This window comes from Mesorhizobium sp. LNHC232B00, from assembly GCF_000502435.1.
In the GTDB taxonomy this organism is placed as follows: domain Bacteria; phylum Pseudomonadota; class Alphaproteobacteria; order Rhizobiales; family Rhizobiaceae; genus Mesorhizobium; species Mesorhizobium opportunistum.
In genome coordinates this window covers 60,029-86,121 of record NZ_AYWP01000014.1, presented here as the reverse complement: position 1 = coordinate 86,121, position 26,093 = coordinate 60,029, and the positions used below count along the sequence as shown (strand labels likewise).

The following is a 26,093-nucleotide window of genomic DNA, read 5'->3' as shown; positions in this document are numbered from 1 at the left end:
GTAGCCATCCGGGAAGCCTGAAGCGCTTTGAAAACGCATGTGCTGCGGCTGTTATTCATAGCGTGGATGACTTTGATCAAAACAATCGATTTCATCACTCTTCCGGAATCGTGCATGGACAAAAAAGAGCCTCACGCACCAATCACACGCTGCTCTATCGCGTGACGAAAGCTGCCTTAGGAATAATCCAAAGGAGAAAATCTTCGATGCGCCCTGACGTGCAGTGGAGGTCGTGCCGAGAAAGTGAGTTGCAACTGGCCGACAATGTCGGGCGGTGCGACCATGGTCGCTTCGGAGAATGAAATCGGGCCAGTTCACGGGGGCGGTACTGTTATTCGTCGACGGCCGCCCTTCCCAAGAACAGGCGGCATCGCAAGTTGGTTCTGCCGATGAAAACGACATCGCCGGATACATGTCAGCAGCCGCTCAGGATTGGATGATCCAGCCAAGCTCTCGGCGTGATGGCACTGTAGGCGGCACAGTCGAAGCATCTCATTGATCGTTTATGAGGCTTTCTTCGATGCCGCTGATGCCTGACGGGCGGTCGCAGCTGCAGGCGACAACTCGGCCTATTTAGTTGGAAACAGTCGAGGTAAGCCAATTTGGCTTCCCGTTACTATTTGGAGAAAGAAATGCTGTGCCTAGGAATCAGCGGCGGACTTGACCAAGTCCATGAAAACCGATTCGAGCGTCCGAACGCCTTTATGCACGATGGCGCCGCGGTGCTCGTCCGAGACGGAAAGGTGATAGCCGCCGTAGAAGAGGAACGCCTCAATCGAATCAAGCACTCGAACAAGCTGCCAAGTGGTTCGATTCAATACTGTCTCTCGACGGCCGGGGTTCAGCTCAGCGACATTGATCGTGTCGCGGTCTACGCCAGCGAGCCCTATGCCAACGCCATGCTTGAAGGTATGTCCGCTTCCCAACCGGACATTCTCTCCACTCCGTTGGATGCTAAAATGTTGGTGCAGAACCTGTTAGCGCGTGAGTTCGGCACTAAGTTGGACAGTTCGCGTATTTCATTCGTAGGTCATCATCAGGCGCACGCCGTGAGCGCCTTTGCAATGTCGGGCTTCGAACAAAGTCTCATTCTAGCGATTGATGGCTGTGGTGATTTCCTGTCGGGCCTTGTGGCGGTAGGGTCTGGCACAGAAATTACGCAAATCGAGGCTTTCCCGGAGGACAATTCTCTTGGGCTGTTTTATCTCGAGACGATCCGCTGTCTCGGCTACGGCATGTTCGACGAGTATAAGGTAATGGGACTCGCGCCCTATGGCGACCCCGCTCCCTATCGCGAGCTCTTCGAGCAGTTCTACGAGCTCTCCGCCAACGGTGGCTACCGTGTTCACCTCGACCGCATCGGTCCGGCGTTGCTCCGCAACATCGAGATCAGGCGAAAGGGAATGCCTTTCACCCAGCAGCATCGAGATGTGAGTGCGTCACTGCAGGAAGCGCTTGAGCGGATCGTGTTCCACATTCTCCGGCACCACCGTGAGGCCACCGGCATGAAGCGGTTGTGTCTGGCGGGAGGGGTAGCCCACAACTGCACGATGAACGGCAAGCTGCTGTATTCAGGGCTTTTCGAAGACATCTTCGTGCAACCCGCGTCTCACGACGCTGGCTGCGCATTGGGAGCTGCGCTGATAGTCTCTAACGAGATGGGCCGCCCCGCGCCGCGTGAGCGACTGCAGGAGGTCTATTGGGGTCCTGATCTCGGGAGCGACCGCGCCGTGGAACAGGAACTGAATGCATGGGCCGGACATCTCGAGGTTGAACGCTCTGACGACGTAGCGAGCAGTGCAGCCGACTGGATCGCCAACGGCGCCGTGATCGGCTGGGTGCAGGGTCGTTCGGAGTTTGGGCCACGTGCGCTGGGCAACCGCAGCATTCTTGCCGACCCTCGGCCTGCTGCAAACAAGGACCGGATCAATGCCATGGTCAAGAAGCGCGAAGGCTATAGGCCTTTCGCACCATCTGTGCTGGAAGAGGATGCGAGCGAATTTTTCGACCTCCCGGACGGTAAGCACGAATTTCCATTCATGAATTTCGTCGTTCGCGTGCGTGACTCAAAGCGCGCCTTGTTGGGTGCCATTACGCACGTCGACGGTACGGCTCGGCTGCAAACAGTATCGCGCGATGCCAACCCCGCTTACTGGGAGGTCATCAATGCGTTCAAGAAGCGGACAGGCACTCCAATTCTGCTCAATACGTCCTTTAACAACAATGCTGAACCGATCGTGGATACGGTTGCAGACGCGATTGCCACATTTTTGACGACAGAGCTGGATGGACTTGTGGTCGGGCCCTTCTTGGTAAAAAAACGGGCTGCAACGCTGCAGGATTGGACTGCGCTTGCGATTTCATTGCCTCCCTCAGTCTCCCTCCATCAAACCCGTGCTTACACAGCGCGAGATCATCAGGAGACTGTCTGCGAGATTATTCCGAACCACTCCAGCATTGACAGTGTGCGAATTTCAAACGGCCTGTTTAATCTGCTGATGCGGATTGAGGGCGAAGCCGTGTTAAGCGATCACCTCAATATAATTGCGCCGGATCAAGCTGAGCATGAAGCTCTGATGGAGGACCTGCGAAGACTGTGGGAGCAGCGCCTGGTTCGGCTGCATCCCTCACAAGCTGCTCGGATGGATCATGGGTCCGATCAAACGCCGGACCAGCCTAATAGGCTATCAATGTGATAGAGATGCCGCTCAAGCTCGGCCAATCAATAGTGTTCATCGACCCCGCCTGCGAGCTCACCGCTGTGATTAGGGGGGTCGAGGTCGCCCTGGTCAGTATGCTTAGGAATGCTAGGGTCTGGCCTCGATATTGACCGGACTTCTGTGTCGAGAGGTCCAGCCCGCAGAACTTTAGAAACTGGCGATGATGACCTAAGCGGCGAAGATCGCCGGCTTCGGCAATGACGGTCAATGCCTTGATCGGTCCGATGCCCGGGATTTGTCGCAGGAGCTGATAATCCTGGCTGTGCCGCAGCAGATCGTCGGCCTGTGCTTCGATCTCATTGCGGTGCCGGATCAGGCTGCGTGCTTCGTCAATGACCATCCGGAACATGCGAATGGCAGGCGCATCAAGTGGCAGCGGCAATCCGATCGATGGGCGCGCCGTCTCGAAAATATCCATCAGAATCTGCGTCTTGCTGACCTTGCGGCCGACGACATCCCAAGCTGCTGCCACAAACTCCTCCTTCGTCAGCGCCGTGATGCTTGCTGGGGTCGAAAAGGCATCGAGGAAGGCAAAGAACCAATCGCTGCGGCTGTTCCCCCGGAAGCGATCGATCTCGGGAAAATACAGCGGCAGGTAGTTTTCAGGATGCGGTGCTGGATCTCGGTCTTGGCCCTGGCGATCGCTTCATGTGTCTTCGACAGTTCCTGCACGTCGTTGATGCCGGCTCGCCGCGGATCATGGTAGACCTGCGTCGCCTGGATCCTGAGCATGTGTAGGATCACCTGGGCATCGATCTTCTTGCCGAATATGACGCCGAAGGCCTTAAGAAGCCCAGGCATCTGTTCTCGATTTTGCCTACTAGGCTGACGAGAAGGTCGCGTGCCGACAGCAGCACCCGCACGACACAGGTGCCGTGGCTCTTGGTGCGAACCTGCTTAAACCATCCGGTCCGTCCGATCTGGCAAGGCCCGCCGCTCGTCGGGGCCCGATTTGTTCGGCATCATCGAGAGGGCGGCGCTTGACACGATCGGAAGTCCGCGCTTCGTTAACTCGTTCCAGAGCCAGATCGCAAGCGGTCACGGCTCCATGCCGATCCGCTCCGTCTCCGCATTTCCACAGTCCCGCCCGCATCTCCCGGTCGGGCCCGGGTAGCCATTGCGCTGCAAGGCGGGTCTGATCGCTACGGCGGCGCCCGCCACCATCTCCATCAGTCGGTTCGGCGACATAGCCAATCATCTCCCGTAAGAGAAGCGTTTTCAGGCAAGTTCCGCAGGTTCAAGGAGATCGTTGACGGCGCCACTTGGGAGCTACGTCGAGTGCATGGTCGAGCTTACCGCCTAAGGTACGTGGCTTCGAAACGCGTGCGATTGCGCCTCATCCAAGACCGGTAGCGGGTGGTCGCCGACATACAACGGGGCGCAGGCGACTGAAACGAACCCGTCGGCCACTACGGAGCAATCCTGCCGCCTGACCAGGCGCGTGGAAAAGTATCACAACGGTGACCACAGCGTCGCTTCAGGCCGTCAAAAGCTATTGCCGTGCGTCAAGGCGGGCTAGGTGACCCGTCGGAGGCCGGCACCAGCGGCTTTGTCGGGACAAGACACATGCTATTGGGATTTGGCCGCCGCAGCCGCGAGCATCGCTTCTCCCATCGCAATGGCCCCTTGGGCACGCAGCATTTCACCAGGGTTCTGAATGTCGCGCAAGTCTTTGTTCTGGCTTAGTTTTGATTTTCCAACCAGGCCGGTGATCTCGATCTCCAGAGCGACGATTGCCTTGACCATCGTGTCGATGAAGTCCTTCGGCGCGTCGCCTATCTTCCATGGGACCGGCTGCGAGGTTTCTTGCTTGTGAGTGAGCTTCGCCACGTTGCGGCGCACATACCGCTCATCATCCCGGACAGTGATGCGTCCGTGGGCATGGACGACGAGATAGTTCCACGTCGGCACCTGCTTGTGGAATTCATGCTTGCTCGGATACCAGTTCGGCGAGATGTAAGCGTCGGCCGCACGGAAGATTACGAGAACCTCATCGCCATTGGCGACTTCCTCCCAGACTGGATTCTTGCGAGCGACATGGCAATTGAGAACGCCCTTGTCTCCCTTCGAGCGGTTAAGCTCGAAGGGGAGGTGGTTCGCGTCCAGTGTGCCTTTGCTTTGGGTGACGAGGATACCGAGCGGGTGTTTGTCCATAAGCTCGAACAGGGCGTTCTGATCAGGGACGGCAAAATGAGGCGGAACGTACAACGGTTTATCTCCTGTCGCGAATGTGCGGTTGTTAGTAATCGGCGGAGCCTTACGGAACGGGCCCCTGAATCTTCGCTGCCGTCGACGAGTGCCCCGGATCTCGGTGTCCACCACGCTCAAGCACCGCCATCGAGAAATGGGCGGGCACATCAGATGCCGCCGCGTATGCGTGCGGTTGATCAGTGACAAGCCGCGCACTCTCGCCTTCGCTTAAAATGACCACATGGGTACCTACCACAACGCTCAGGGCACCCTGACTGACCGAGATCAGCTCGCGCGTATCCGGACTATGAGCATCTGCGGAAAACACGTCGCCCGGCATAATGACCCAGCTCCACAATTCGAACATCGTGCGCCCCGAGGTCGATGAATGGAGTTGTGCAAAGCTTCCCTTGGCGCTTGTCCAAAGCGTCCTCGTCTCTGTCCGCTCAATAGGAAGGCGAACTGTGGAAGGATCGTCATTCAGCAAATCGGCCACCGAGAGCGAAAACGCCGCCGCCAGTCGGCAAAGTATGCCGATACTAGGGTTCGCCTTGCCTTGCTCCAGCGAGACGACGGTTCCCTTGGACAAGCCGCTCAGTTTTGCCAGGCGATCCAGGGTCAGATTTTGGTCGCGCCTCAAGTCTCGGATTCGAACAGCTATCGCTTGCCCAAGGACCTGCTCGGCATCAAAGGCTGTCGTAACATCGGTCATTATATTGACTTAGGACCTCGGCTCACCTATTGCGGTCAGTATAATGACCGGGGCGAAATTGCAACTGCCCGTTAGGAAGGAAATAACCGATGCGTTTTGAGACGAAGGCGATCCACTGCGGCCGAGGGGTCGACGCGTCCACGGGGGCCGTATCCATGCCGCTGCACACCAGCACGACGTTCGAACGCGGTGTCAACGGGTCATTTCCGTCCGGCTTCGAATACACAAGGGATGGAAATCCTACACGCAATGCGTTCGAGGCGGCCATGGCGACGCTTGAGGGAGGGGAAGACGGCATCGCCTTCGCTTCGGGCATGGCCGCAATCGCTGCAGTTTTCGAGAGCCATCCGTCGGCGGGTCGGATCGTTCTGCCGGATGACATGTATTTCGGCATTCGTTCGCTGATCGAAGAGACCGACATTGGGTCTCGCTTCGACTTTGCCCCAGTCGACATGCGCGATTTGGACGCTTTGCGCGCCGCGGTGACATCGAAGCGGACTGGCCTCGTCTGGATCGAGACGCCGTCAAACCCGATGATCCGCGTTGTCGACATTGCGGCCATCTGCGCAATCGCGCACGAGGCAAACGCCTTGGCGGTGGTGGACAATACGTGGGCTACCCCAGTGCTTCAACTGCCACTCGAAATCGGGGCAGACGCGGTGATGCACTCGGCGACAAAGTACATTGGCGGCCACTCGGATTTGATGGCCGGTGTCGTCATTGTCCCAAATGCGTCACCCCTCGGTCGCCCATTGCGGATGGTCCAGAAACACAAGGGCAGCGTCGCAGCGCCCTTCGACTGTTGGCTGGCGTTGCGGGGCCTGCAGACATTGCCGGTCCGCATGCGCGCCCATTGCGAAGGCGCCCAGAAAGTGGCCGAGGCCCTGGCGTCTCATCCGCGCGTCGAAAAAGTGCTCTTTCCTGGTCTGCAAACTGATCCGGGACACGATCTTGCTACGCGGCAAATGAGCCATTACGGAGCGATGCTATCCTTTATCGTCGAGGGCGGAGCCGATGCTGCAATGGCCGTGGCCGGCCGCCTGAAGATTGTTGTCCGGGCGACAAGCCTTGGCGGGACGCATTCTCTGATTGAGCATCGCGCATCCGTTGAAGGTGCGAAGTCCAAAGCGCCAGGCGGATTGCTGCGAATTTCTGTAGGGCTTGAACATCCTCAGGACATTATCGATGACCTGATGCAGGCCCTAGGCGAAACCTGCAAAGCGGGAGTCCAATGACGCGTGCAAGAACTCTGGCGCCGCTTTATGTGGCTGCTGGCGCAGCCGACGATCGGCAGAACAATGTTCCTGCTGAGCAGAACGCACGTCCTCTGGTGAACCGCTATCGCCGTGTCGCATCGTCTCGGGCGCGTGGTCGCATGGGTGATGAACGTCTTCGGGTTTCTGGACGATGGCCACCTCGACCGGAAGCGGAAATACCCAGATTTGCCGTTGACCTACTGCTGCTCGACCTCGTCGGAGATCGCGTTCAACAGATGGGATGGATGTGCTGGCACTACGGCAGTTTGACAAGCCGGCCATCGGGGCGCTAGCACCGTCCAAAGCCAAGAGTCGCAGGGCAGAACCGACCGCACCAAGCGGGCTGCGGGACCCATCAGCTAACGGCCAGGTTGGTACCTCAACGCGCATCAGCACCGTGGATGCGACATTGTCCTTGTTGCGAGCGCGATCTCGGAACTTCGTTGTGACGCAGTCTGTGCAGAGAGCGCACCGCTGGTAAGCAAAATGAGCGGAAGAACGACACCCAGTGGAGGTGAAGAAGTGATGCGGCGTCAAGATCCTCCGCGCTTTGCGGCAAACACACTGATCCCTCTTCACAACCCGGTCTTTCGTTCTATCTGGACAGCCACGCAGATATCCAGCCTTGGCTGGCTGGTGCAGAGCGTGGCTATAAGCTGGCTCATGGCCACGATTTCAGCCTCCGATCTGATGGTTGCGCTCGTACAGGCTGCATCGACACTGCCCGCGTTCTTCTTGTCGATCCTTGCTGGAGCCATTGCAGACAGCTTCAGCCGCCGTGGCGTGATGCTTGCCGGACACTGCCTGATCGCACTGGCATCCACGGCGCTGGCACTCTCTGTGGGACTGGGCTTTGCTAGTCCATGGCTAATCCTGGGACTGAGTTTCTTGGCCGGATGCGGCTTTGCCTTGAACGATCCAGCCTGGCACGCCTCGGTCGGCGATATCCTGGAAAAGCGCGACATACCCGCTGCAGTGACGCTGATGTCGGTGGGGTACAACGTGGTTCGCAGCATAGGACCGGCGCTGGGCGGTGTAATCTTAGCTTTGCTGGGCCCCCTTACGGCTTTCGCCCTCGCTGCGCTAAGTGACCTGGTCCCGTTGAGCGCTGTTCTGCGCTCACAATGGCAAGTTCGCTCTTCGCCTCTTCCGCGCGAGCGGATGACTACGGCCATTCATGATGGCATGCGATTCACGGCGATATCCTCAGAGATCAGAGTGGCGATCGTGCGTGCAACCCTGTTCGGGCTGTCAAGCATCTCGATCCTTGCTTTGCTCCCCCTCCTGGTTCGCGACCAGCTGGCGGGAGGGCCAATTGTGTACGGCGTGCTATTGGCCGGCTTCGGCACAGGCGCCTTCATCGCCGGCATTGGCAGCAGCTACTTGAGACGCATCACGTCCCAGAACCGATTGATCACGCTCGCATCCGTTGCTTGCGCAACGTGCTGCCTTTTGATGGCCCTCACATCGTCGGTGGCTGTGGCGGCGATCGCGCTTGCAATCGGTGGCGCTGGCTGGGTTGTCACCTGGACCGGAACCGACGTGTGTGTGCAGTTGGCAAGCCCAAGGTGGGTCGTTGGTCGCACCCTGTCCATCTATTACGCCCTGACCTACGGCGGCATGGCAGCGGGTAGCTGGATCTGGGGTGCTGTCGCGCAGTACTATTCGCTGACGTGGGCTTTGGAAGGCGCTGCAGCGGCACTGTTGCTGGTCGCGGCTGTGGGAAAGCTATTGCCGGTGCGGCTATGGGAGGAATCGGATCAAGCGGCCGTCGACTTCAGGCCACCAGAACTGGCCCTCCCTTTGAAGCCCAGGAGCGGTCCGATCGTGATCAAGATGGAGTACTCGATACTCGAGGAGAGTATCGATGAATTTCTGAGCTGCATGCGCGAAAGGCGGCGCGTTCAGAGCCGCGCCGGTGCGCGGGACTGGACCCTCCAGCGCGACCTTCAGAAGTCGACGCTTTGGACCGAGACATTCCGCACGCCGACATGGACGGACTATCTTCGTCTAAACCATCGGCTAACGGTGAATGACAGGGAGGTAGGCGAGCGCCTTGCCGCTCTGCACATGGGTGATTCTCCGCCTCGCATCTCACTTTCCATCGAGCGGTCGACAAGCCCCGCCTCCGACAGCCAAGTCCAGCCTGTGCCTTTTGTATCGCGCCCGTGAGAAAACCAAGGCTTGTCTGGGCTTGGACACGGAACGAGCTACTCCTTAATGCAGAACACTGACTCTCCGCCAAATGAATGCTGCGAGCAAGCAGCAGGCGGAGGAACTCCGTCTGGGCTGAGTATGTGTTTCAACGCGGACAAATAAATTGTAGCCAGTTCACGAAACGCCGGGCCCGCTCCTCTGGCGTCCGATCGTCCAGGAAATCCCCTCGGCGCGCACCACGCCAGACACCTCCTTACCGATATGATGCTCAAGCACCGGCCGCCAAGGCACCAGCGTGAACTCGCGCGATTTCTCGATGACACCGTATTTTCCGCCGGCGAGCTCGACGCAGCAGCGCAGCGTTCCGTCTATTCGATTGCCATGCTGCGCTTCAGAATACGAGAGCCCGAGTTCGTCCGAGAGCTGACTGGCAACACGGTTCAGCTCTCGTTGGCGCAGCATTGAAAGCATGTTGGCGCGATAGATGACCCGATCCTGCGCATCATGGGCAAGACCTTGCGCGATCAGCCACTGCTGTCGGCGGGCCTGGATCTGACGTACTTCGCGACCGAAGCCAGAGTCGCGCAAGGACTCAGGGTGGGCTGATACCAGCTCCTGGTCGATCCAGGTGGCGCCGTCGAAGCCTACTTGGCTCTCCAGCGGCATTGATGAGAGCTTGTCGACGACAACAGGCTGGGCCCTCGCTCGCTGACGCTCGTAATCCGCGACGCGGTTGAGATGGTCGGGCGCGACTGTCCATGTGCCGTCCGGCTCGCGCTCGACGCCACCGGTCGCACGGCGGATCGCCTCCAGTCGCCGCACGTGCGTTTCGGCAAAGCGTTCAGTGGCCGAGGGGTCATGCTTGAGATGGATATCGATGCTGTAGCGCCCGTCGTTGACCGTGGCGATGCCGGCAATTGTGCGGTCGACTTTTCTTGGCCCGGTGTCCCTCGGCCTGACCCGCACTATGCAGCCCTCTGGTGTCGGTTGGGTGGCCTCGCCTTTGCCGATATCAAAATAGTGGCTTTTGCCGTCCACGCCGTCGACGACGAGGTAATGGCGGTCAGTGATTTCGTCGGCCAGCCCGCGCCCGACGACACGTCCGACCACGGTTTGAGCCGACCCGTCGCATCGATCGTGGATAAGATGGTCGGCGGCACTGCGGACGAGCCCCTTGCCGGTCAGCTCGCGATGGATGGTCTTGACGATGTCGCCGCGCGCGCCGATGCGGCGTAGCGTAGCTTCGAGCTCATCCTCCAGGCGCCAGCGACCGGCAGGCATCTCCTCGGCGAGGCCCATCCGCTCGAGCTTGCGCAGGCGGCCCTGGTGCAGCGTCTGGCGAAAGGTGTCTCGGCTGGCCGGTGAGACACACCCCTCATCGTCGCGCATGCGCATCAGCTGCCGGTCGATGCTGGTGAAGCGTTCCTGATCCATCTCCTGGCGCAAGCGCTGCTTGATCTCGCGGTCGGTGCGCGGGCCAAGGTCGAGGCTAACCAGTTCGGCTGCGCGCTCGCGCAAGCCAGAGGAGATGTAGTCCCGCGCTATGACGAGGTTTTCGCCGTGATCATCCCTGCCGCGCACGATGATGTGGGTGTGAGGATGGCCGGTGTTGAAATGGTCGACGGCCACCCAGTCTAGCCTGGTGCCGAGGTCTTCTTCCATTTGCGCCATGAGGCGCCGGGTGAGCGGCTTCAGGTCATCATACTCGACACCGTCTTCAGGGGCGACGATGAAGCGGAACTGATGACGGTCACCGTTCGAGCGATCGAGAAAGGCCCTGCCGTCCGCGCGGTCATTGTCGGCAGCGTAGAGCTCGCCACGCTCGCCTTCCCGGGTGACGCGGTCGCGCTGGAGGTAGCGGAGGTGCGCCCGAGCCCCGTCGACTCCCTTGCCGGCCAGCTTGACGATGCGTGCCTTGACGACTGCGCGCCGCTGCCGAAACGCCGCGTGGCGGTCGCGCGCTCTAAGAACTGTGGCAGCGGCCCCGCCGCGCCCCACCCGGCTTCCGATGAAGCGGCTGCCGCGTCCGCTCCTGCCGCCTGCTCGGTTGATCGCGGCCTGCACCTGGCCAGCGTAGCGTTTGCCCGCCTTCGAGCCGCGCGAGCCAATTTTGCCGAGCTTCGGCGTGAATTCGTCATCCTGCATGCGGCCTCCGATGAACCAGCAGCAAAATCAGAAGCTTGCCCGCCAGACCCTCCTGGACCCGGAGGCAACCTCCTGGGAAAAGGATGTGCAGACAAACACTTCGCCGCCTCCAGGAGGCGCTGCCTTTATCTTGCCTTCCGCGGACCTGCCTCCCTGGCCCCCGCCCTAACCACGGTAGCCGCTGCCCTCACCTGCGATCCGGCCGGCCTGACCTTGCTCGCTCCGATCCGAGCGGCACCAGGAGTTGGCCATTCGGGCCGGTCACGGAAACACCGTTTCGGAGAAAAAACAGCGACTGCCCGGACGGGATTCCCGGCGCGCTTTTGGAACGGGATTTGCCGGTGAGCGCGTCCATATCGGCGGCCGAAATGCCCGCCGCCTTGATCTCTTCCAGATACGAAACCGTCTCGCTGGGCAGCGGTCGCCCGCGCTGCAAATGCTGCTCGTAGCGCTCCGGCCCGGCGTTATAGGCTGCAAACAGGCCTGGAAATCCGAAGCGGTCATACATGGCGCGCAGATAGGCAGTGCCTGCCAGAATGTTGTCGCGAGGGTCGTGCGGGACGGCTCCCAGGCCAAGCTCTGCGCGCAACTCCTCGTAGGTGGCTGGCATCACCTGCATGAGGCCAATGGCGCCGGCGCTCGACGTGACCGGCCGCCCATTGAGCGTCGTCTGCCCCCGGCTTTCGGCATCCATGACGGCATAAATCCAGGTCTGTGGAATGCTGAAACGCCGGCTTGCTTCGGCTACGAAGGGCTGCCATCTTGCAAGCTGCGGACTATGGGAGATGACGACCGGCTTCGTGTTGGTCGCGGCGGAACAGGAGCATGGTGCGAGACACGCCATGCCCAGCATAAGGAGGGTCACTCGGTCCATAGCGGCACGAGCCTCCCGATGATGTTTTCGGTCGGCACCGGCCCGAAATAGCGGCTGTCGAACGAGCGATCTTTATCGCTGCCGAGCAGGAAAACCTCGTCGGCGGCGAGTTTTCGGCATGCATTCCACCAAGGCAGCGGACGGTGCTGCGTGTCGGTTGCAAGCCGGCGCGCGGCTATCTCGCCGCCGATGATGATGGCGTCGCCAAAGGTGCAGACATGCTCGCCGGGCAGCGCCGCAAGGCGCTTGACCAGCGGCACGTTGCTGGGCAGATAGAAGCGTTCGGCGGCGAGATCGGCAACCGGTCTTGGTGGGCGGACGAGTACGAGATCACCACGAGCGGGCGATCTGGATGCGACGCGATAGAGGCCGACCGGCGCACTCGCCGAGGCGTTCCAGACCAGCCAGGGCGATGGTTTGCCGAAGGCGGCGAAGCCGATCAGGCCAAGTCCGATTGTGGCAACTACGATCGTCTTGCGGGCTCGAATGCGCCGCAGATGGCTGCCGATCAGACGGATGGTGGGACGCCGGCTCATGAGCGGCCTCCCTCACCGGCCGAGCCGGATTCGTGCGCGCCATCCTCGGGCGCGGTCTCCTGCGCGTGCCCCTTCGACCAGTCGTCGAGTTCGTCGATGTGATAGCGGACATAGCGGCCGTGCTTGCGGAATTGTGGGCCACCGCCTTTGAGGCGCATCTTCTCCAGCGTGCGCTGGGACAGCCCGATATAGAAGGCCGCCTGCGCGGTGTTGAGAAACGGACTGCCCTTCTTGGCGCGGGCTGCGCGTTCGTTTTCGTCGTCCATGATGATCCTCGGTTCGTTACGGGCAAGCGAGGCGAGGATCGGCGAGCGAGATCGTTTTGGGGACGGGCGAAGAGTGGGGGGCGAGTTTTCGCCGCCCCTTCGGCGGCCTCACCGGTCCTGAGAGAGGCCCTGCGCCGGTTGGCGGCGCAGGGCTTTGCGGGTCGGCCGGTCAGTCGACCGGGTTCCAGATGATGGCGTAAGTGTCGTCGTCATCCTGGCCGGCGGCGCGGCCCAGATTGGCGTAGAGCTTGCGCGGGCCAAACTCGGGGGCCGCAATCGACAGGCTCACATAGTCCTTGCCGGAGGTCTCGCCGGTGCGGATCCAGGCCGCACCCACTTCGACCCCTTGCGTCAGCACCCGGAAGTCGGGATGGGTGTCGGCGCTCTTTGCCTGATTGGGCACGATGTCGATGTCGGCGCGGACGCTGAGCGTCTTGAGCTGGCCCTTGTAGCCGCCGTTTTCCTGTTTGGTGACGTATCCGATTGCGGTCATTTTCAGTCTCCTCTTGGTGCTCGCAGGGGACCATTCCCCTGCGATGGCGGACCGTGATGGGCGCGTCCGGATCGCCGGAACCGGCACGGCCGCAGCGATAGCGGAGGACCCGAGCGGGGAGTTTTTTTGAAGCGAAGCGGCGCGAGGAAGCCGCCGCAGGCGGCGGGGAAAAAAGCTGCCGGCGAGGGTTTCGGGCGGGCCGGATCCGCCCATAGGTCGTCAAGCCAGGCGCAGGGGAATGGTCCCTGAGACACAATGGCGAGAGGGTGCGCGATCGGGGGCACAATAAGCAGGCGGCACTATGCAGGGGGCCGGCGGCGCAGGCTCTCTCGGTAATCGGATGTACAATTGGCGCCATGCGCCTGGCGCCTCAGCAAGCAATGCGGGCCGGTGCGGGGCTGCCCAAATGGGGGCGAATTGGCGTTGGAATTTATCGCACGCGGCACTGGCTCGGCAAGACGATCAATCGGAGCCGGCGCGGCCCGGAGCGGCGCGCGCGTCCTCAGCGGCAGTACTCGAGAAAACGCCGCTCGGGCCCTGATCGACTATTCGCCACGAACAGCGACTGCTTCCTTGCGCACAGATCGGCGAATAGGAAGGCCTCGCGGCTGGTGTAGCTTTCGGCCGGGAATTTCACCCAGCGCGGCAGCCAGGCCTCAAGCTGAGGCGGCTTCTCGATGTTCTTGCCGCCGATCTCGGTGAGCATCGAATCGGCGATTTCCTCGTCGCGCAAGCGATCGAAAGGCATCGTCCGGTTGCCACCATATGCCCACGACGCGCACGAGATTATCGTCGCCGAGCGCCCACCTTGCGCGCGAACATGCCGGCGGCAGCAAGGGGTCGCGATTGCCGCTGGCCACCACCGGGCAGGCCAATAGCTTGTGCCGCATTTGCCGAATGCGGCGTCAGCCTTGCAGCCGGCAAGGATGGCAGTCACCGTCTCGTTGGCTGCGCGCTGCGACCCGGGGCGCACCTTGGCGATGCAGATCGGCATAGTTCTGCATCGGGGCGGGTGAGTCCCGGGCGCCGTCGGGAATGGGCATCTCCTCGCTATCCGGCGTCGGCTCGGTCGTGGCCAGTTGAGCATCGGGCATCGTCATGCCGCAGTCCCTTCTTGCGCCTCGCCTTCCGCATCGGCCTGAAGGCCAAGCAGGAAATCGGCGGCCTTCGAAGCGAGGCTGGCGGCACGGAAAATGGCGCGGTTGTCCTCGCGCAGCACCTTCAGCCATGAGCCGATGTAATCGGCGTGACGCACGGTCGGCTCGATGCCGAGATTGCTGCAGACGAAGGCGGCAGTGATTTCGGCGACCAATTCTTCACGCGCGTAAGCCTTGGAGCCGAAGGAGCCGGAGAGGTCGCGAGCAAGCCGCGTCGGGTGGCCGGTCCAGTGGCCAAGCTCGTGAAAGCAGGTCCGGTAATAGTCGATCTGCTGATGGAACGCCGGCTGCGGCGGCACCTGAATGTGGTCGCTGCCCGGCATGTAGAAAGCGCGATCGCCGCCGACCCTGAAATCCGCACCACTGGCGCGAATCAGCGTTTCGGCCTGCGGCGCGATCTCGCACTGAGGCAGCGGCTCGGCGGGGGCATGGAGGTGTTCCGGAAGATTGTCGCACTGCGCGACATTAAAGACGGTAAAGCGCTTCAGAAAAGGCACGGCCTGTGGTGCATCGCCCTCGTGGCGTGCGCGCTCCTTCTCGTCCTTGGGGACAAAGCGGTCGGCATGCACGATGGTCGTGCCGCGCTCGCCTTTCCTGACATTGCCGCCCAGGGCAAGCGCCTGCCGGAAGGTCAGCCAATTCTGGCTGGGATAGCTGCGCTCGATGACGGCGCCCCACAGGATGAGGATATTGATGCCGGAATAGCTGCGCCCCGTGGACGCATTCCTCGGCAGGCCGAGGCCTGCTTTTGCGCTGCCCCATGGCTTGACCCATGGCACGGTACCGCGCTCCAGCTCGGCAATGATGCGGTCGGTGATCTCCTGATAGAGGCTGGCGCCCGGGCGCCTGCCCTTGCCTGCGCCAGCCTCTCCGCTGGTGGTACGCTTGCTGTTTGCACGCATGTGTTATCCTCCGCTCACCAATCGCCGCGCCTTTCCCCGGAAGCGGGGTGGGCGGCGAGTCGCGACCGGAAGGGCCCGCCCAGTAGGCGGACCGCATCCGAAGGACCGGAACGAAGAGGAGGACCCTGAGCGGCACGCGAAGGGTTGCGGGCTGCCGCAGCGGGTCTAGAAGGGAGTGCCGCCCCCCCCGCGCCACCGGGAAAGGCCAACAGACAAACCGCGCCGCCCGCAAGGGCGGCGGCCGTCACAGCCCGAAGGGCTGCCCACGCCAAGGGGCGAAGCCGAATGGCCGAGACCGCCTGAGCTTGCCGAAGAAAAGCGGGCTCGGTTCACGAGCACCTGGTGCGCGTCGTCAGGCGCGCGGGCGCGCGCCAAGTTTTTTCGCACATGGTCAGGCGGCGCAGTTACGTCGAGAACCCAAAGGCACCGCCGCCGTGCGCGCGGCTTCCTCCGAAAACCAGCGCTCGCCTTTCAACAAATTGAGGCATTGTCCTAGACAATATTCCTGTCCGGATCATGATAGATGCGGCGCGCCCGCTAGGACCGGAGGCTGGACAGAATCTCGCACGGATCAGCGTCAATGGCCGCAGTTATGTCGAGAAACTCGATGACGTCGAGACGCCGCTCTGCGCCCTCGTACTTGGCCACGAAGGATTGGGGACGACCAAGCTTGTCAGCCAGCTGCTCCTGGGTCAGGCCTTTGGCCTTGCGCAGCGAAACCAGCTGGGCCAGAAACCGCTGGTGGCGGGGCGATCGAAGGGATTTGGGCATGGAGGCGAACCGGTCGGGTAAAGACCGGATCAGCGACTAATCCCGGTTTCGGATTATCCCATTTTGGGATATGCTGCGTGCGCTCACAGGCGAGGTTCGCAGGCATGAATGGACCAATGGGAACAGATGAGACTCGAAGCTCAACTTTGAGCGATGAAGTCCCCTGGTCGGAGAACCTCACGAGCTACGACAGGGAGCATTTCACAATCTACCTGCGGATCCTGGATGCCTGCGCCGACAATGCCAGCGAAAAGGAGATGGCCGAGCGCATTCTCGGCATCGACCCGTCCATTGACCCGGTCCGCGCCCGCAAAGCTCTTCGCAGCCATATCGACCGTGCGAACTGGATGGTGACGACCGGCTACAAGGAACTGTTCGCCGGCTGATGCACAACGCCCACTGCCACGTGTTTCGAGCAGGCAAGTCTCTGTAGCCAAATTCGGCAGCGCACGGCCGCGACGGCCGGCGCGGCGGGAGCGGTCACAACTGGTTCGCGTGCTGTTTGACTGCCACTTCCAGTGCTTGCATCAAAGGCACAGCCTTGGAGAAGAGGAAGCCTTGAGCGGTTCGGCAGCCAAGCTTGTGCAGGGTTTGCCGATCCGCCTCTGTTTCGACGCCCTCGGCCATGACCTCGATCCCGAGCATGTCACCGAGTTCGATGACCGATTTGACAAGCAGTCGGTCCTCTCGGGACTTGGCCAGGCCGCGAATGAAGCCCTGGTCTATTTTCACCTTGCGTATCCGACGGTCCTTGAGAGATGCCAAGGTAGAAAAGCCGGTGCCGAAGTCATCGAGCGCGATGGAAATACCGGCATGTGAAAGCCGTCCGAGCTTTTCATCCACTCTGTCCGGGTCCACCGGCGATTCTTCGGTAATCTCGATTTCGAACATCGTCGCAGGCAGGCCTCTTGCCGCCAGACCATCCAGAACCATGTCGTCGATATCGCCGGCTTCCAGTTCGCGAGGGGAAACATTCATCGCCACACGAATGTCACGACAGTCAGCTTTCACCAAGCCGTCGATAAAAGCACAACAGTCGGCGAATACGGTTTGCGTCAGCAGCTGAAGCATTCCGGTTTCGCGTGCGGCCGTGATGATTTCGGGTGGAGAGATGGCACCATGCGTCGGATGGGACCATCTCAGCAAGGCTTCAAAACCGACCACGGTCTCGGTTTCGAGTTTCACGATCGGCTGGAACCAAGGTTGCAATCTTCCCGTCTTTATCGCCGAATGAAGATCCCGTTCGATCGACTGGCGACGTTGCAGTTCCCTGTCGAGTTCGGCATCGAACAGGCAAAATTCGTTCCTGCCATGGCGCTTGGCCGTATACAGGGCGATATCCGCCCGCAACAACATTTCAGTCAGGCTCGGCGTCTGCGCCAAGTATATCCCTATCGATGCCCCGACCCGAACGGACGCGACCTCGATATAGGGGCGAGCAATTTTGGCTATGATATTGGAGGCGAGATCACTGGCAGAAAGCGAAGCTCTCGTTGAGGGAAAAACCAGCACGAATTCATCGCCGCCGATACGAGCGAGCGTTGAGCCTTCGGGTGCTTCCTGCTCTATGCGGCGGGCGATCATGACAAGCAGTTCATCACCGGTCCTGTGACCGTAGGTGTCGTTGACAGATTTGAAGCCGTCCAGATCAATCAGCATTGCCACGAAGGGGCCATCCGCGGTCTTGAACCGACCGATGGCGTGTTCAAGGCCCCGCCTGTTGAGAAGGGCGGTCAGATGGTCCTCCCTGGAGTTGCGCTCCATTTCCGACGCAAATCGCTCTGCCTCATGTCTCAGGCGGCTTGCTTCGCGGAAGCGCGCCTGCCCAACAAACGAAGCTCGGACCAAGCCGCCCATGAAGAGCAGAACGGTGAAAGCCAGAATGTAGCGTTCAAAATTGCCTTTCGCCAAAAGGCACGCCACCGTGATGAGGAGTGGAGGTGTGATGAAGCTGGTCGCCGCCGCGGCATACGAACTGCCATATGTAACCGCACCAGCTGAAATGCCCGCCAGTATGACCAGATGCATCGGTGCTTGTGGTGTTGTGTATCCAACAGTCAGCACGGCCGGGAAGGACCAGGCAAACCCTGCCAGAAGGGCAAGGACGCCAAACATGCGAAGGCGCGGCAAAACGCCAAGCAAATCCTGATGGCGCCCCGTTTCCTTTAGCTGAAAACGGGCGAGTGCAAGCCGGGCGGCATTTAGCGCATTGACGACCAGGAACCAGCTTGCAGCGGCAAAGCCGCCGCCAGAAAGGGCCTGCACCGCGCAAATCAGGCCTGACAGGATCGCGCTTATCGGCATCGACACGAAGAGCCCGGCCCTCAGGTCAGCAAGCTGATCCTGACGGATTTTGGCCTCCAGCGATTCTTCTTCCTTTAGGGGTGCCATGAATGGACCAGCTTGCTTGCGTCGTTGTTCGCGAGGACCAAACCTATGCAAGCCCACTGAAGGACGGGTTAACTACCCAGCGAGGGTAACCAGTGCGCTCACCATGCTGCGGGTCACACCTTTGGCTTAGCATTGCCGAATCATCAAGGCTTCGCCCGCGCGCGTGCCTTGATCCGAATCATGCCATGATCGGCAACGTCACCAGGAAGCAGCCGTGCCCGCGACGACGCGCGCCAGCAAGACAAGGAAGCCTCGCCGAGACAGCGTTCCAGAGCGGCAGCGCTCTGTGCGATTCACCGCCTGAGCATGGCCGAAATGCCATGGCGGACAAAGGGAAGATGTTGGGCAAAGCGGAGCGCAGCATGTCTTGCAAGCCGTGCCGCCGGGTGCTCGCTTGAGTAGAGACCGACAAGCATGTTGGTGGCATGATAGAGCGGCCCCGCCGACAGCCGCAGCCGGCTTTCGTATCTGCCGAGCATGTCGGGATCGGCAATGTCGCGGCGGGCGCGACATGCTGTCAGTATTTTATGAGCGAGTTGCTTCTGGCCGCTGAGGCCGATGTTAAAGCCATGCGCGGTCACCGGGTGCATGCCGATGGCAGCATCGCCGATCAGTGCCGCACTCGGAGCCGAGAACTTGTGCGCCCAGGTCGTGACCAGCGGATAGGCATGGCGGGTGCTTGCCAGGGTCATCTGCCCGAGGCGTCCTCGACACCTGTTCATCAATTCCATGCGGAACAATTCGTCATCGAGAGCAGACAGTCTGTCGGCCTCGCTTGAGCGCAAAGTCAGAAGCAGCGACGACACGCCTTCCATGAGCGGCAACATCGCTATGGTCTGATGGTGGTCGAACCATTCGACCGCGATCTGGTGATGGACGCGCTCGTGCCTCACTCGGCAAATCAGCATGGAGTGGCCAAGCGGATGGATGTTGGCGCCAATGCCGAGCAGGTCGCGCATCGGGGACAAACGCGAATCCGCTGCTACGAGCAGCCGAGCGGCCAATTGCCTGCCATCAGAAAGCGTTATGACCGCCTCGTCTTCGCTATTTGTTGCATTGACGACCGAGTTGCCGCACAGGAGCCGGGCATGATCCTGGAAGTGGACAATTTTGAACAGGGCATCGCGGATCCGACAATTTGGGACCAGAAATCCGAGTGGTTCCCCAGATCCGCTGGGAGCATCGAAGCTCAGGGCGAAAGGGCTGGATCCGTTGAGCACGCGCGCGCCATGAAGCGGTGATTTGTCCGATGCGGGGATGGCATCCCAGGCGCCGAGCTCGCGAAGGATTCTCACTGATGCGTGGGTCAGCGCGATCTCGCGACCGTCGAAAGCCGGATTCGCCAGGCTGTCGAGCGACTGCCGTTCAACCACTGCCACCTTGAGTCGGCTCCAGGCGAGCGATGCTGCGAAGGCAAGTCCGACCGGCCCAGCTCCGACGACAATGATGTCGAATTTGTCGACATAGCCGGCCATCAGCGTGCCGCCATAGCGGCTATCTTCGATACGAAGCGCTCTTGAAGCATCGCAATCACCCACGGTTTGCCGCTCATCTCCCCAACTCGATAGACATGCGTTCTCCGTTGGAAGCCTGGTCAATGAAACCATGCCGATGAAGAGATAACGCTGATCTGAATCAACCAGGCTCGACAAACCCGGCAGCGGCGGGTTCACGGTCGAGTGGTCGATTGCCGTGAAAACGTCTGCATGTCTGGGCATTCTGAATGGTCGGCTTCCCAATCGCGTGCCCCTCCTGGCCAAAGGTTCGGCAACGCATTGTGGCTGATCCGTTCTTCGCACGCGCGCCGATATCGTCATGACGCGGGCAATCGCCAGCAAAGATTCGGTCCACTGACGACCAGCATCCGCACAGTCGTTGGCGCCGCCAACCGGTTCAGCCTCGCGGATCTTCCCGATCGATAAGGATCCGCTCGGCGGAGCCGTCGAGATCTTCGTATTGGCCGCTCTTCAAGATCCACAGGAAGCCCCGGTCCAAGCCCCACCAAGAAAAGGGCAGCGGCCATCGCATTTCCGTCAGGACGGGCGTCTTGCTGCCGACAGCGTGCTCGCCAACCATGGCGGGCGCTATCCGCCGAAGGAACTCGCCGACGGCCTCGTGTCGAAGGGTATGGGGAGAGAGCAGAACCCAATAGGACTCTGCTTTGCGTCCCCGCTTTTTCGCAACTACGAAACCATCACCGAGAACGGATCCGTACTGAGGAGGAGGCCGTCCTTGACTTGCCCGACGCCGGCAACCTTCTCAGCCGCAACGATCGTTGCCTTCCGCTGACGCTCGTCGACAATCGCCCCCTTCAGTTCGACAAGGCCGTCGCTGACCCTCACATCGATCAAGTCACCACCGCTCCAGGTTTATGGCTGCAGTTCGGCAAGAATAGCCTTGCGGATCAGGTCGTCATCGGGTGGATTGGTTCCCTGTTTCGGCATGGCGCGGATCAGGACAAGCAGCAAATCAGTTTGCGTGATGATGCCGACGACCCTTTCCCGATCGACAATCGGAACATTGTTGATGCGGTGTTGCATCATCAGGTCGACAACATCTGCAATCGAGGCGCCAGGAGGCGCCGAGATGACGTGTGTGGTCATCACCTGATGGATGATCCGTCCATTCGAGCGCACATAGTCATTGGCGGTTGTGCCCGGGCCAAGATCAAGCTCCAGCCAGCGCGGACGCACACGCTGGGTTCCGAGTTCCTCTCGGCGCAAGAAGTCGCTTTTGCTTACAATGCCAACCAGGGTGCCGTCGCTGTTCGTTACCGGCAGGCAGCTGACTTTGTTTGAAAGCATGAGCTCGACCGCTTCGGCGATCGTTGCGTTCGCATCCGTCGTGATGACTGGCTTTGTCATTATGGATTCGGCTTGCATCCTCACCCTCCTGATTTTTCCTAGGACGACGATAGGGCATCCCGACCCGCGGCGCTTTGATCTGGGGCACTTGGAGCGAGTGGTATTCTCCGTGCCGTCGTCGCTGTCGATGAGAATGCGCTCCGCCGCGCCATCGAGATCCTCGTACTGGCCGCTTCTCAACGCCCAAAGGAAGCCGGACAGGCCGAGTGCCCCAAGGAATAGGGCTACGGGGATGAGGTAGACGAGCGTCGTCATGACGATTTGGCCAAGGCACCGGCCCGCGCGGGCCTGTCCTGCCGCGCAATTGCGGACGACGCACTCGTTGCGAGGCCTTGCAGACGCATGGCATTTCCAACCACAAGCAATGACGAGGCAGACATCGCGACCGCCGCGATGAGAGGCGTAACATGGCCCAGAATGGCGATCGGCACCGCCACAGCATTGTAAACGATAGCAATTGTTATGTTCTGTCGGATCAGGCTTCCCGCCTTGCGCGACACGTCCAGCGCCAGCGGGATCGCCAAGAGGCTTTCGCGCAGAAAAACGAAGTCGGCTCTATTGCGGCCAATGTCGGCGGCCGTGGCGGGTGCGATCGAGACATGCGCAGCGCTCAGCGCCGGCGTGTCATTGAGCCCGTCGCCAACCATCAAAACCTTGTGCCCGTTTCTCGCCAGGCTCTCGATGCGTTCAACCTTGCCCGACGGCAGCAGGCACGGAACAAAGTCGTCGATACCCAGCATTTTCGAGACTTCGCCGCAGGCGGCCGCCGTATCCCCCGACAGCATCCGCACCGACACCCCGGCATCCTTCAATCGCTTGATCGCTGCCCTGGCGTCGGCACGCGGCGCATCCTCGAAATCGAAGGTCGCGACGATGATCCCGTCTTTCGTCAGAACCGTCCCGCCATAGCCATGTCGGCCTTCGCCGCCGGTGCGGGCTTTCCACCCAGCCCATCCGCGTCGACCCAGCCGCCAGATGTTTCCGGCGGCTGTGGCTTCGATCCCGAAACCCGGGTGCTCGGTCACCGCATCGAATTTGTGCTGGCTGCCAGGCGCGGCAAAGCCGGCTATGGCCTTTGAAAACGGGTGGCGCGAATGCGCTGCCATGTCGGCTGCAATGGCCAGCATGGCCGGATCGATCGACGATGCATTGACGAGCCGGGGCTTTCCGAGCGTGAGCGTTCCGGTCTTGTCGAACACCGCGGCATCGATCGTCGCCAGGCGCTCCATGGCCGAACCGTCCTTGACCATGATGCCGTTCTCGAACAGGCGCCGCGCGGCGACCACCTGAACGATCGGCACGGCGAGGCCGAGCGCGCATGGGCATGTGATGATGAGAACGGCAATGGCGATGGTCATCGCCCGATGCCAGTCGCCAGTCGCCGCCATCCAGCCGAGGAACGTCACGAAGGCGGTAAGATGAACCACCGGGGCATAAAGCGCTGAAACGCGATCGGCGATCCGGCGATAATGTGCCCGGCCGCCCTCGGCAGCTTCCATCATCCGAACCATTTCCGCCAGGAACGAATCCTTCGCGGCGGCTGTCGCCTTGATCGTCAGCGAGCCGGTAAGGTTGAGCACGCCAGCCTGCACGGGTTCGCCTGGCGTTACGCTTCGGGGGTTGCTCTCGCCGGAAACCAGCGAGCAGTCGAGATCCGACGCCCCTTGGATGATCTCGCCGTCGACGGGTATCCTATCGCCTGCCGCGATCAGCAGGAGCATTCCCGGTTCGATCTCGCCAACCGGCAGGTAGTCGCGCGCGCCGTCGGCGCGCAGCACCATGGCGCCACGCGCGGCCAGCTGCGACAGGCCCTTCACGGCGGTGCGGGCGCGCTCCCGCATGACGTGATCCAGCGTCCTGCCGATCAACAGGAAGAACAGCAGCGACACCGACGCGTCGAAATAGGCGTGATCGCCATGGTTGATCGTCTCATAGAGGCTCATTGCGTAAGCGAGCGAGACCCCCACCGCGATCGGCACGTCCATGTTCATGCGACTGTGGCGCAACGCATTCCAGGCCGAGCGGAAGAAGATGCCGCCGGCAAACGCGAGCGCGGGGATGGCAATCAGCGCTGAGACCCAGTGGAACAGGTCGCGTGTCGCGCCTTCGGCCCCGGACCAGACCGAGACCGAAAGCAGCATGATGTTACCCGCCGCAAAGCCCGCAACAGCGACGGCGCGGATGAGCTCCGACAGCGTCTTGTCCTTTGCATCGATCTCGGCTGCGAACAGGTGAGCCTGATAACCTAGCTGCTCCAACACGGTGACGAACGGTGGAACCTCGTCCCCGCGCCACCGGATCGATACGCGCTTAGTTGACAGGTTGACGCGAGCGGCCTCGACGTGATCGAGTTTCCCCAGCGCCGTCTCTATGGTCTGGATGCAGGCGCCGCAGTGAACAGTCGGTACGGAAAGGTCGGTTTGACGAAGATCATCGCCAAGAGATCGGCTCGCCAGCCTGATTTCCTGGCCGGATGGCAGGACCGAGCTGGCGCCGACCAGATCCAGCGCCATTTCGGCGCCCGGCGCACAGCAGCTCATTTCAACGCTCCATGGGAAATCATGATCCTGCGCACGTCGCGATAAGGTTCCTTCAGGCCGGCATCGGCATCGACTTCGACGATCCAGACACCATCCTTCGGCGTGTGCAGGGCGGCGAATTCCTGGCCCGAGGCGAGGGCGAGCTTGATGGATTCATCCTCTTTTTCGTAAGCGGGATGGCGGAACAGCACCTTGACGCGATGCAAGGGAACCTGCTTGCCGGCGGCGTCGGTGAGGCTGTAGCGGACTTCGCCCCATGCGATGGTCAACTTGCCAGTCCAGCCGAGGGCTGCCTGCACGCGTCCTTGCTCGGCCTTCCTGTTGAATTCCTGGCTCGCCACATAGGTGTTTTCGACGACCAGACCGGTCCAGCTCGTGTTGGCAAGCGTCGCCATCGTCAGATTGACCGCGATGACCACCCCGAAGAAGGCAAGGATAATCGCCAACATGTGCCTGCCGGTGAATTCGCGGGATTTTCGCGTGGTGGCGCTCATCTGGCGATCTCCGGCGCGTTGAAGGTGGCGGTGTATTCGTTCGACTCGAAACTCGCTTTGTCCTCGACCTGAAAGGTGAAGGTCTGCGCTTCGCCATGGATCTGAGCAGCAGGCAGGCGCACGAAAACCTTCAACATCTTGAGCCGGTCGGGTTCGACCTGGATCGCAAAAGAGCGACCGGCGGGGAGGTCGACACCAACGATGCTCATCTCTGCGCCTGGCAAGCCTGCTATGGTGACGATGACCGTTCTTGGTTCGGGGATCATGTTCAGCAGCTTGACGGTATAGCCATTGCGGATGGAGCCGTCGGACAGCGTCACGAATTGCGGGTTGCGGTCGTGCAGGACATTGATTTCGAGCCGGTCGCGCGTCAGCAGCGAGTAGAGGAGGCCCAGGCCGATCAGCGACCACATAGCCATGTAGACATAGGTGCGTGGCCGAAAGATCTTGCGGATGTGGAAATGCGCCACTCTGTCCGAAAACAGGCCGTCATCCGTCCTGACCAGCGCCGGATTGACTGAGCTGGACCCGCCTGCAGTCGCCAGCATCATGTTGGCGTTGTAGTCGGAGAGCGTCGCGTAGGAGATCAGCCCACGCTCCTTGCCGAGCTTGTCCATGACACCGTCGCAGGCGTCGATGCAGAGCGCACAGGTGATGCATTCGAGCTGCTGGCCATCGCGAATGTCGATCCCCATCGGGCAGACAGCGACGCAGGCATTGCAGTCGACGCAGTCGCCGACGGACTGCCCTGCAGCTTGCACCTTCTTCGCATGACGCGAACGCGGTTCGCCGCGCCAGTCATTGTAGGTGACGGTGAGCGAACTTTCGTCGAGCATGGCTGCCTGGATGCGCGGCCACGGGCACATATACGTGCAGACCTGCTCGCGCATCAGCCCGCCGAACGTGTAGGTCGTCGCCGTCAGCACGGCGACGGTGATGTAGGCGACAGGAGCCGCCGTGCCAGTGAAGAGTTCGCCGAGCAGGGTCGGCGCATCGGCGAAATAGAAGATCCAGGCGCCGCCGGTCGCCGCACCTATGATCAGCCAGATGGCGTGTTTCGATACCCGCAGTGCGAGCTTGCGGGGGCTCCAGGAAGCGGCATCGAGCTTGATGCGTGCATTCCGGTCGCCCTCGATGGCCCGCTCGACGACCAGGAACAGATCGACCCATACTGTCTGCGGGCATGCGTAGCCGCACCAGGCACGACCGACAGTCGACGTGATCAGGAAAAGACCGACGCCAGCCATGACCAGAAGGCCTGCCACATAGTAGAATTCTTGCGGCCATATCTCGATGAAGAAGAAGTAGAAACGCCTGTTGGCGACATCGAGCAGCACTGCCTGGTCGGGGGCAAACGGGCCACGGTCCCAGCGCAGCCACGGCGTTAGATAATAAATACCAAGCGTGACCGCCATCACCAGCCATTTGAACTGGCGAAAGCTGCCCGAGGCCCGCTTCGGGAAGATCTTCTTGCGCGCGGCATACATCGGCTGTCGCACCTTGGCGGAGTTGGCCGGCGTGGGTTCGATCCTTTCTATTTGCGTGTTATCAAGCACGAGAAGCTCCAGTCACCAGCGACGATTTCGCCGGAAACCGACTCATCGGTTCTGGATGATGCCGAGGCC

Annotated in this window: 23 protein-coding genes and 1 pseudogene; 4 read left to right on the top strand and 20 right to left on the bottom strand. The window is 61.0% G+C overall.

Features of this window, described 5'->3' with window-relative positions; all coding sequences use genetic code 11:
• The first annotated feature begins 632 nt into the window (after positions 1–632).
• Positions 633–2,696, top strand: a complete 2,064-nt coding sequence (locus X743_RS150925; protein ID WP_023766626.1) for a carbamoyltransferase — start codon at positions 633–635, stop codon at positions 2,694–2,696.
• Between the two features lie 115 nt (positions 2,697–2,811).
• Here the strand turns inward: X743_RS150925 and X743_RS01000000169080 are convergent.
• The 3 genes and pseudogenes from X743_RS01000000169080 to X743_RS150935 all read right to left on the bottom strand — a co-directional run.
• Positions 2,812–3,473, bottom strand: a pseudogene (locus X743_RS01000000169080) (transposase); the annotation flags it as partial.
• 816 nt (positions 3,474–4,289) lie between these two features.
• Positions 4,290–4,928: an FMN-binding negative transcriptional regulator gene (locus X743_RS150930; RefSeq protein WP_023766622.1), complete on the bottom strand. Its 639-nt coding sequence runs from the start codon at positions 4,926–4,928 to the stop codon at positions 4,290–4,292.
• A gap of 49 nt (positions 4,929–4,977) precedes the next feature.
• Entirely contained in the window at positions 4,978–5,622 is a 645-nt protein-coding gene (locus X743_RS150935; protein WP_023766621.1) for an XRE family transcriptional regulator, read from the bottom strand.
• A gap of 89 nt (positions 5,623–5,711) precedes the next feature.
• On the opposite strand from X743_RS150935, the gene X743_RS150940 reads away from it, so the two are divergent.
• Together X743_RS150940 and X743_RS150945 are read left to right on the top strand one after the other, a co-directional pair.
• The gene (locus X743_RS150940; RefSeq protein ID WP_023740430.1) at positions 5,712–6,857 is read left to right on the top strand and encodes a PLP-dependent aspartate aminotransferase family protein; all 1,146 of its coding nucleotides are present in this window, start codon (positions 5,712–5,714) and stop codon (positions 6,855–6,857) included.
• A gap of 546 nt (positions 6,858–7,403) precedes the next feature.
• Positions 7,404–9,050 carry an MFS transporter gene (locus X743_RS150945; RefSeq protein ID WP_023735793.1) on the top strand — a complete coding sequence of 549 codons (1,647 nt, stop codon included), beginning with the start codon at positions 7,404–7,406 and terminating at the stop codon, positions 9,048–9,050.
• 159 nt (positions 9,051–9,209) lie between these two features.
• Here X743_RS150945 and rlxS read toward each other — a convergent pair whose 3' ends face one another.
• The 9 genes from rlxS to X743_RS150985 form a co-directional block, all read right to left on the bottom strand.
• The gene (gene rlxS / locus X743_RS150950) at positions 9,210–11,180 is read right to left on the bottom strand and encodes a relaxase/mobilization nuclease RlxS (protein WP_023766620.1); all 1,971 of its coding nucleotides are present in this window, start codon (positions 11,178–11,180) and stop codon (positions 9,210–9,212) included.
• Between the two features lie 187 nt (positions 11,181–11,367).
• Positions 11,368–12,054: a lytic transglycosylase domain-containing protein gene (locus X743_RS150955; protein ID WP_023766619.1), complete on the bottom strand. Its 687-nt coding sequence runs from the start codon at positions 12,052–12,054 to the stop codon at positions 11,368–11,370.
• A complete protein-coding gene (gene lepB / locus X743_RS150960) occupies positions 12,042–12,590 on the bottom strand; it encodes a signal peptidase I (RefSeq protein WP_023762781.1) in 549 nt (182 codons plus the stop codon). Before lepB ends, X743_RS150955 begins: the two co-directional genes overlap by 13 nt.
• Entirely contained in the window at positions 12,587–12,856 is a 270-nt protein-coding gene (locus tag X743_RS150965; protein WP_023735797.1) for a helix-turn-helix domain-containing protein, read from the bottom strand. Before X743_RS150965 ends, lepB begins: the two co-directional genes overlap by 4 nt.
• 169 nt (positions 12,857–13,025) lie before the next feature.
• On the bottom strand, positions 13,026–13,349 hold the full coding sequence (locus tag X743_RS150970) for a DUF736 domain-containing protein (RefSeq protein WP_023762782.1): 324 nt from the start codon (positions 13,347–13,349) through the stop codon (positions 13,026–13,028).
• A gap of 502 nt (positions 13,350–13,851) precedes the next feature.
• Positions 13,852–14,097, bottom strand: a complete 246-nt coding sequence (locus X743_RS1000000172130; protein ID WP_156934444.1) for a hypothetical protein — start codon at positions 14,095–14,097, stop codon at positions 13,852–13,854.
• Positions 14,098–14,254: 157 nt separating this feature from the next.
• The gene (locus tag X743_RS1000000172125; protein WP_155930546.1) at positions 14,255–14,449 is read right to left on the bottom strand and encodes a hypothetical protein; all 195 of its coding nucleotides are present in this window, start codon (positions 14,447–14,449) and stop codon (positions 14,255–14,257) included.
• Positions 14,446–15,408, bottom strand: coding sequence for a zincin-like metallopeptidase domain-containing protein (locus X743_RS150980; RefSeq protein ID WP_023766617.1), 963 nt, complete (start codon positions 15,406–15,408; stop codon positions 14,446–14,448). The genes X743_RS1000000172125 and X743_RS150980 overlap by 4 nt, the downstream gene beginning before the upstream one ends.
• Positions 15,409–15,945: 537 nt before the next feature.
• Positions 15,946–16,179, bottom strand: a complete 234-nt coding sequence (locus X743_RS150985) for a helix-turn-helix transcriptional regulator (protein ID WP_023735803.1) — start codon at positions 16,177–16,179, stop codon at positions 15,946–15,948.
• 104 nt (positions 16,180–16,283) lie between these two features.
• On the opposite strand from X743_RS150985, the gene X743_RS150990 reads away from it, so the two are divergent.
• Positions 16,284–16,565 (top strand): DUF2285 domain-containing protein, encoded by a 282-nt coding sequence (locus X743_RS150990; RefSeq protein ID WP_081731037.1) that lies wholly within the window; start codon positions 16,284–16,286, stop codon positions 16,563–16,565.
• 94 nt (positions 16,566–16,659) lie between these two features.
• Here the strand turns inward: X743_RS150990 and X743_RS150995 are convergent, their stop codons facing one another.
• From X743_RS150995 to ccoG, 8 genes are all read right to left on the bottom strand, one after another.
• The gene (locus X743_RS150995) at positions 16,660–18,570 is read right to left on the bottom strand and encodes a bifunctional diguanylate cyclase/phosphodiesterase (RefSeq protein WP_023694859.1); all 1,911 of its coding nucleotides are present in this window, start codon (positions 18,568–18,570) and stop codon (positions 16,660–16,662) included.
• Between the two features lie 293 nt (positions 18,571–18,863).
• Positions 18,864–20,045 (bottom strand): 5-demethoxyubiquinol-8 5-hydroxylase UbiM, encoded by a 1,182-nt coding sequence (gene ubiM, locus X743_RS151000; protein ID WP_023766616.1) that lies wholly within the window; start codon positions 20,043–20,045, stop codon positions 18,864–18,866.
• A 418-nt stretch (positions 20,046–20,463) separates the two neighbouring features.
• Positions 20,464–20,598 (bottom strand): cbb3-type cytochrome oxidase assembly protein CcoS, encoded by a 135-nt coding sequence (ccoS, locus tag X743_RS01000000169075; RefSeq protein ID WP_084555547.1) that lies wholly within the window; start codon positions 20,596–20,598, stop codon positions 20,464–20,466.
• Between the two features lie 155 nt (positions 20,599–20,753).
• A complete protein-coding gene (locus X743_RS1000000173365; protein ID WP_245264251.1) occupies positions 20,754–20,912 on the bottom strand; it encodes a hypothetical protein in 159 nt (52 codons plus the stop codon).
• 27 nt (positions 20,913–20,939) lie between these two features.
• Complete coding sequence (gene ccoS, locus X743_RS1000000173360; protein WP_245264245.1) at positions 20,940–21,689, bottom strand: cbb3-type cytochrome oxidase assembly protein CcoS; 750 nt, start codon at positions 21,687–21,689, stop codon at positions 20,940–20,942.
• On the bottom strand, positions 21,686–23,974 hold the full coding sequence (locus tag X743_RS151005; RefSeq protein WP_023766614.1) for a heavy metal translocating P-type ATPase: 2,289 nt from the start codon (positions 23,972–23,974) through the stop codon (positions 21,686–21,688). Before X743_RS151005 ends, ccoS (X743_RS1000000173360) begins: the two co-directional genes overlap by 4 nt.
• Positions 23,971–24,468: a FixH family protein gene (locus tag X743_RS151010; protein ID WP_023766613.1), complete on the bottom strand. Its 498-nt coding sequence runs from the start codon at positions 24,466–24,468 to the stop codon at positions 23,971–23,973. Before X743_RS151010 ends, X743_RS151005 begins: the two co-directional genes overlap by 4 nt.
• On the bottom strand, positions 24,465–26,024 hold the full coding sequence (ccoG, locus tag X743_RS151015; protein WP_023766612.1) for a cytochrome c oxidase accessory protein CcoG: 1,560 nt from the start codon (positions 26,022–26,024) through the stop codon (positions 24,465–24,467). Before ccoG ends, X743_RS151010 begins: the two co-directional genes overlap by 4 nt.
• Between the last annotated feature and the right edge of the window lie 69 nt (positions 26,025–26,093).

Bases quoted from the DNA above. Each gene is read 5' to 3' on its own strand.
- rlxS (WP_023766620.1), bottom strand. From the start codon at position 11,180: ATGCAGGATGACGAATTCACGCCGAAGCTCGGCAAAATTGGCTCGCGC.
- X743_RS150970 (WP_023762782.1), bottom strand. From the start codon at position 13,349: ATGACCGCAATCGGATACGTCACCAAACAGGAAAACGGCGGCTACAAG.
- ubiM (WP_023766616.1), bottom strand. From the start codon at position 20,045: ATGGCCGGCTATGTCGACAAATTCGACATCATTGTCGTCGGAGCTGGG.
- X743_RS1000000172125 (WP_155930546.1), bottom strand. From the start codon at position 14,449: ATGACGATGCCCGATGCTCAACTGGCCACGACCGAGCCGACGCCGGAT.
- ccoS (WP_084555547.1), bottom strand. From the start codon at position 20,598: ATGCGATGGCCGCTGCCCTTTTCTTGGTGGGGCTTGGACCGGGGCTTC.
- X743_RS150935 (WP_023766621.1), bottom strand. From the start codon at position 5,622: ATGACCGATGTTACGACAGCCTTTGATGCCGAGCAGGTCCTTGGGCAA.
- X743_RS150945 (WP_023735793.1), top strand. From the start codon at position 7,404: ATGCGGCGTCAAGATCCTCCGCGCTTTGCGGCAAACACACTGATCCCT.
- X743_RS150995 (WP_023694859.1), bottom strand. From the start codon at position 18,570: ATGGCACCCCTAAAGGAAGAAGAATCGCTGGAGGCCAAAATCCGTCAG.
- X743_RS150985 (WP_023735803.1), bottom strand. From the start codon at position 16,179: ATGCCCAAATCCCTTCGATCGCCCCGCCACCAGCGGTTTCTGGCCCAG.
- X743_RS150925 (WP_023766626.1), top strand. From the start codon at position 633: ATGCTGTGCCTAGGAATCAGCGGCGGACTTGACCAAGTCCATGAAAAC.
- X743_RS151005 (WP_023766614.1), bottom strand. From the start codon at position 23,974: ATGAGCTGCTGTGCGCCGGGCGCCGAAATGGCGCTGGATCTGGTCGGC.
- X743_RS150965 (WP_023735797.1), bottom strand. From the start codon at position 12,856: ATGGACGACGAAAACGAACGCGCAGCCCGCGCCAAGAAGGGCAGTCCG.
- X743_RS151010 (WP_023766613.1), bottom strand. From the start codon at position 24,468: ATGAGCGCCACCACGCGAAAATCCCGCGAATTCACCGGCAGGCACATG.
- X743_RS150980 (WP_023766617.1), bottom strand. From the start codon at position 15,408: ATGCGTGCAAACAGCAAGCGTACCACCAGCGGAGAGGCTGGCGCAGGC.
- lepB (WP_023762781.1), bottom strand. From the start codon at position 12,590: ATGAGCCGGCGTCCCACCATCCGTCTGATCGGCAGCCATCTGCGGCGC.
- X743_RS1000000172130 (WP_156934444.1), bottom strand. From the start codon at position 14,097: ATGCCTTTCGATCGCTTGCGCGACGAGGAAATCGCCGATTCGATGCTC.
- ccoS (WP_245264245.1), bottom strand. From the start codon at position 21,689: ATGACGACGCTCGTCTACCTCATCCCCGTAGCCCTATTCCTTGGGGCA.
- X743_RS150955 (WP_023766619.1), bottom strand. From the start codon at position 12,054: ATGGACCGAGTGACCCTCCTTATGCTGGGCATGGCGTGTCTCGCACCA.
- X743_RS150940 (WP_023740430.1), top strand. From the start codon at position 5,712: ATGCGTTTTGAGACGAAGGCGATCCACTGCGGCCGAGGGGTCGACGCG.
- X743_RS150990 (WP_081731037.1), top strand. From the start codon at position 16,284: ATGAATGGACCAATGGGAACAGATGAGACTCGAAGCTCAACTTTGAGC.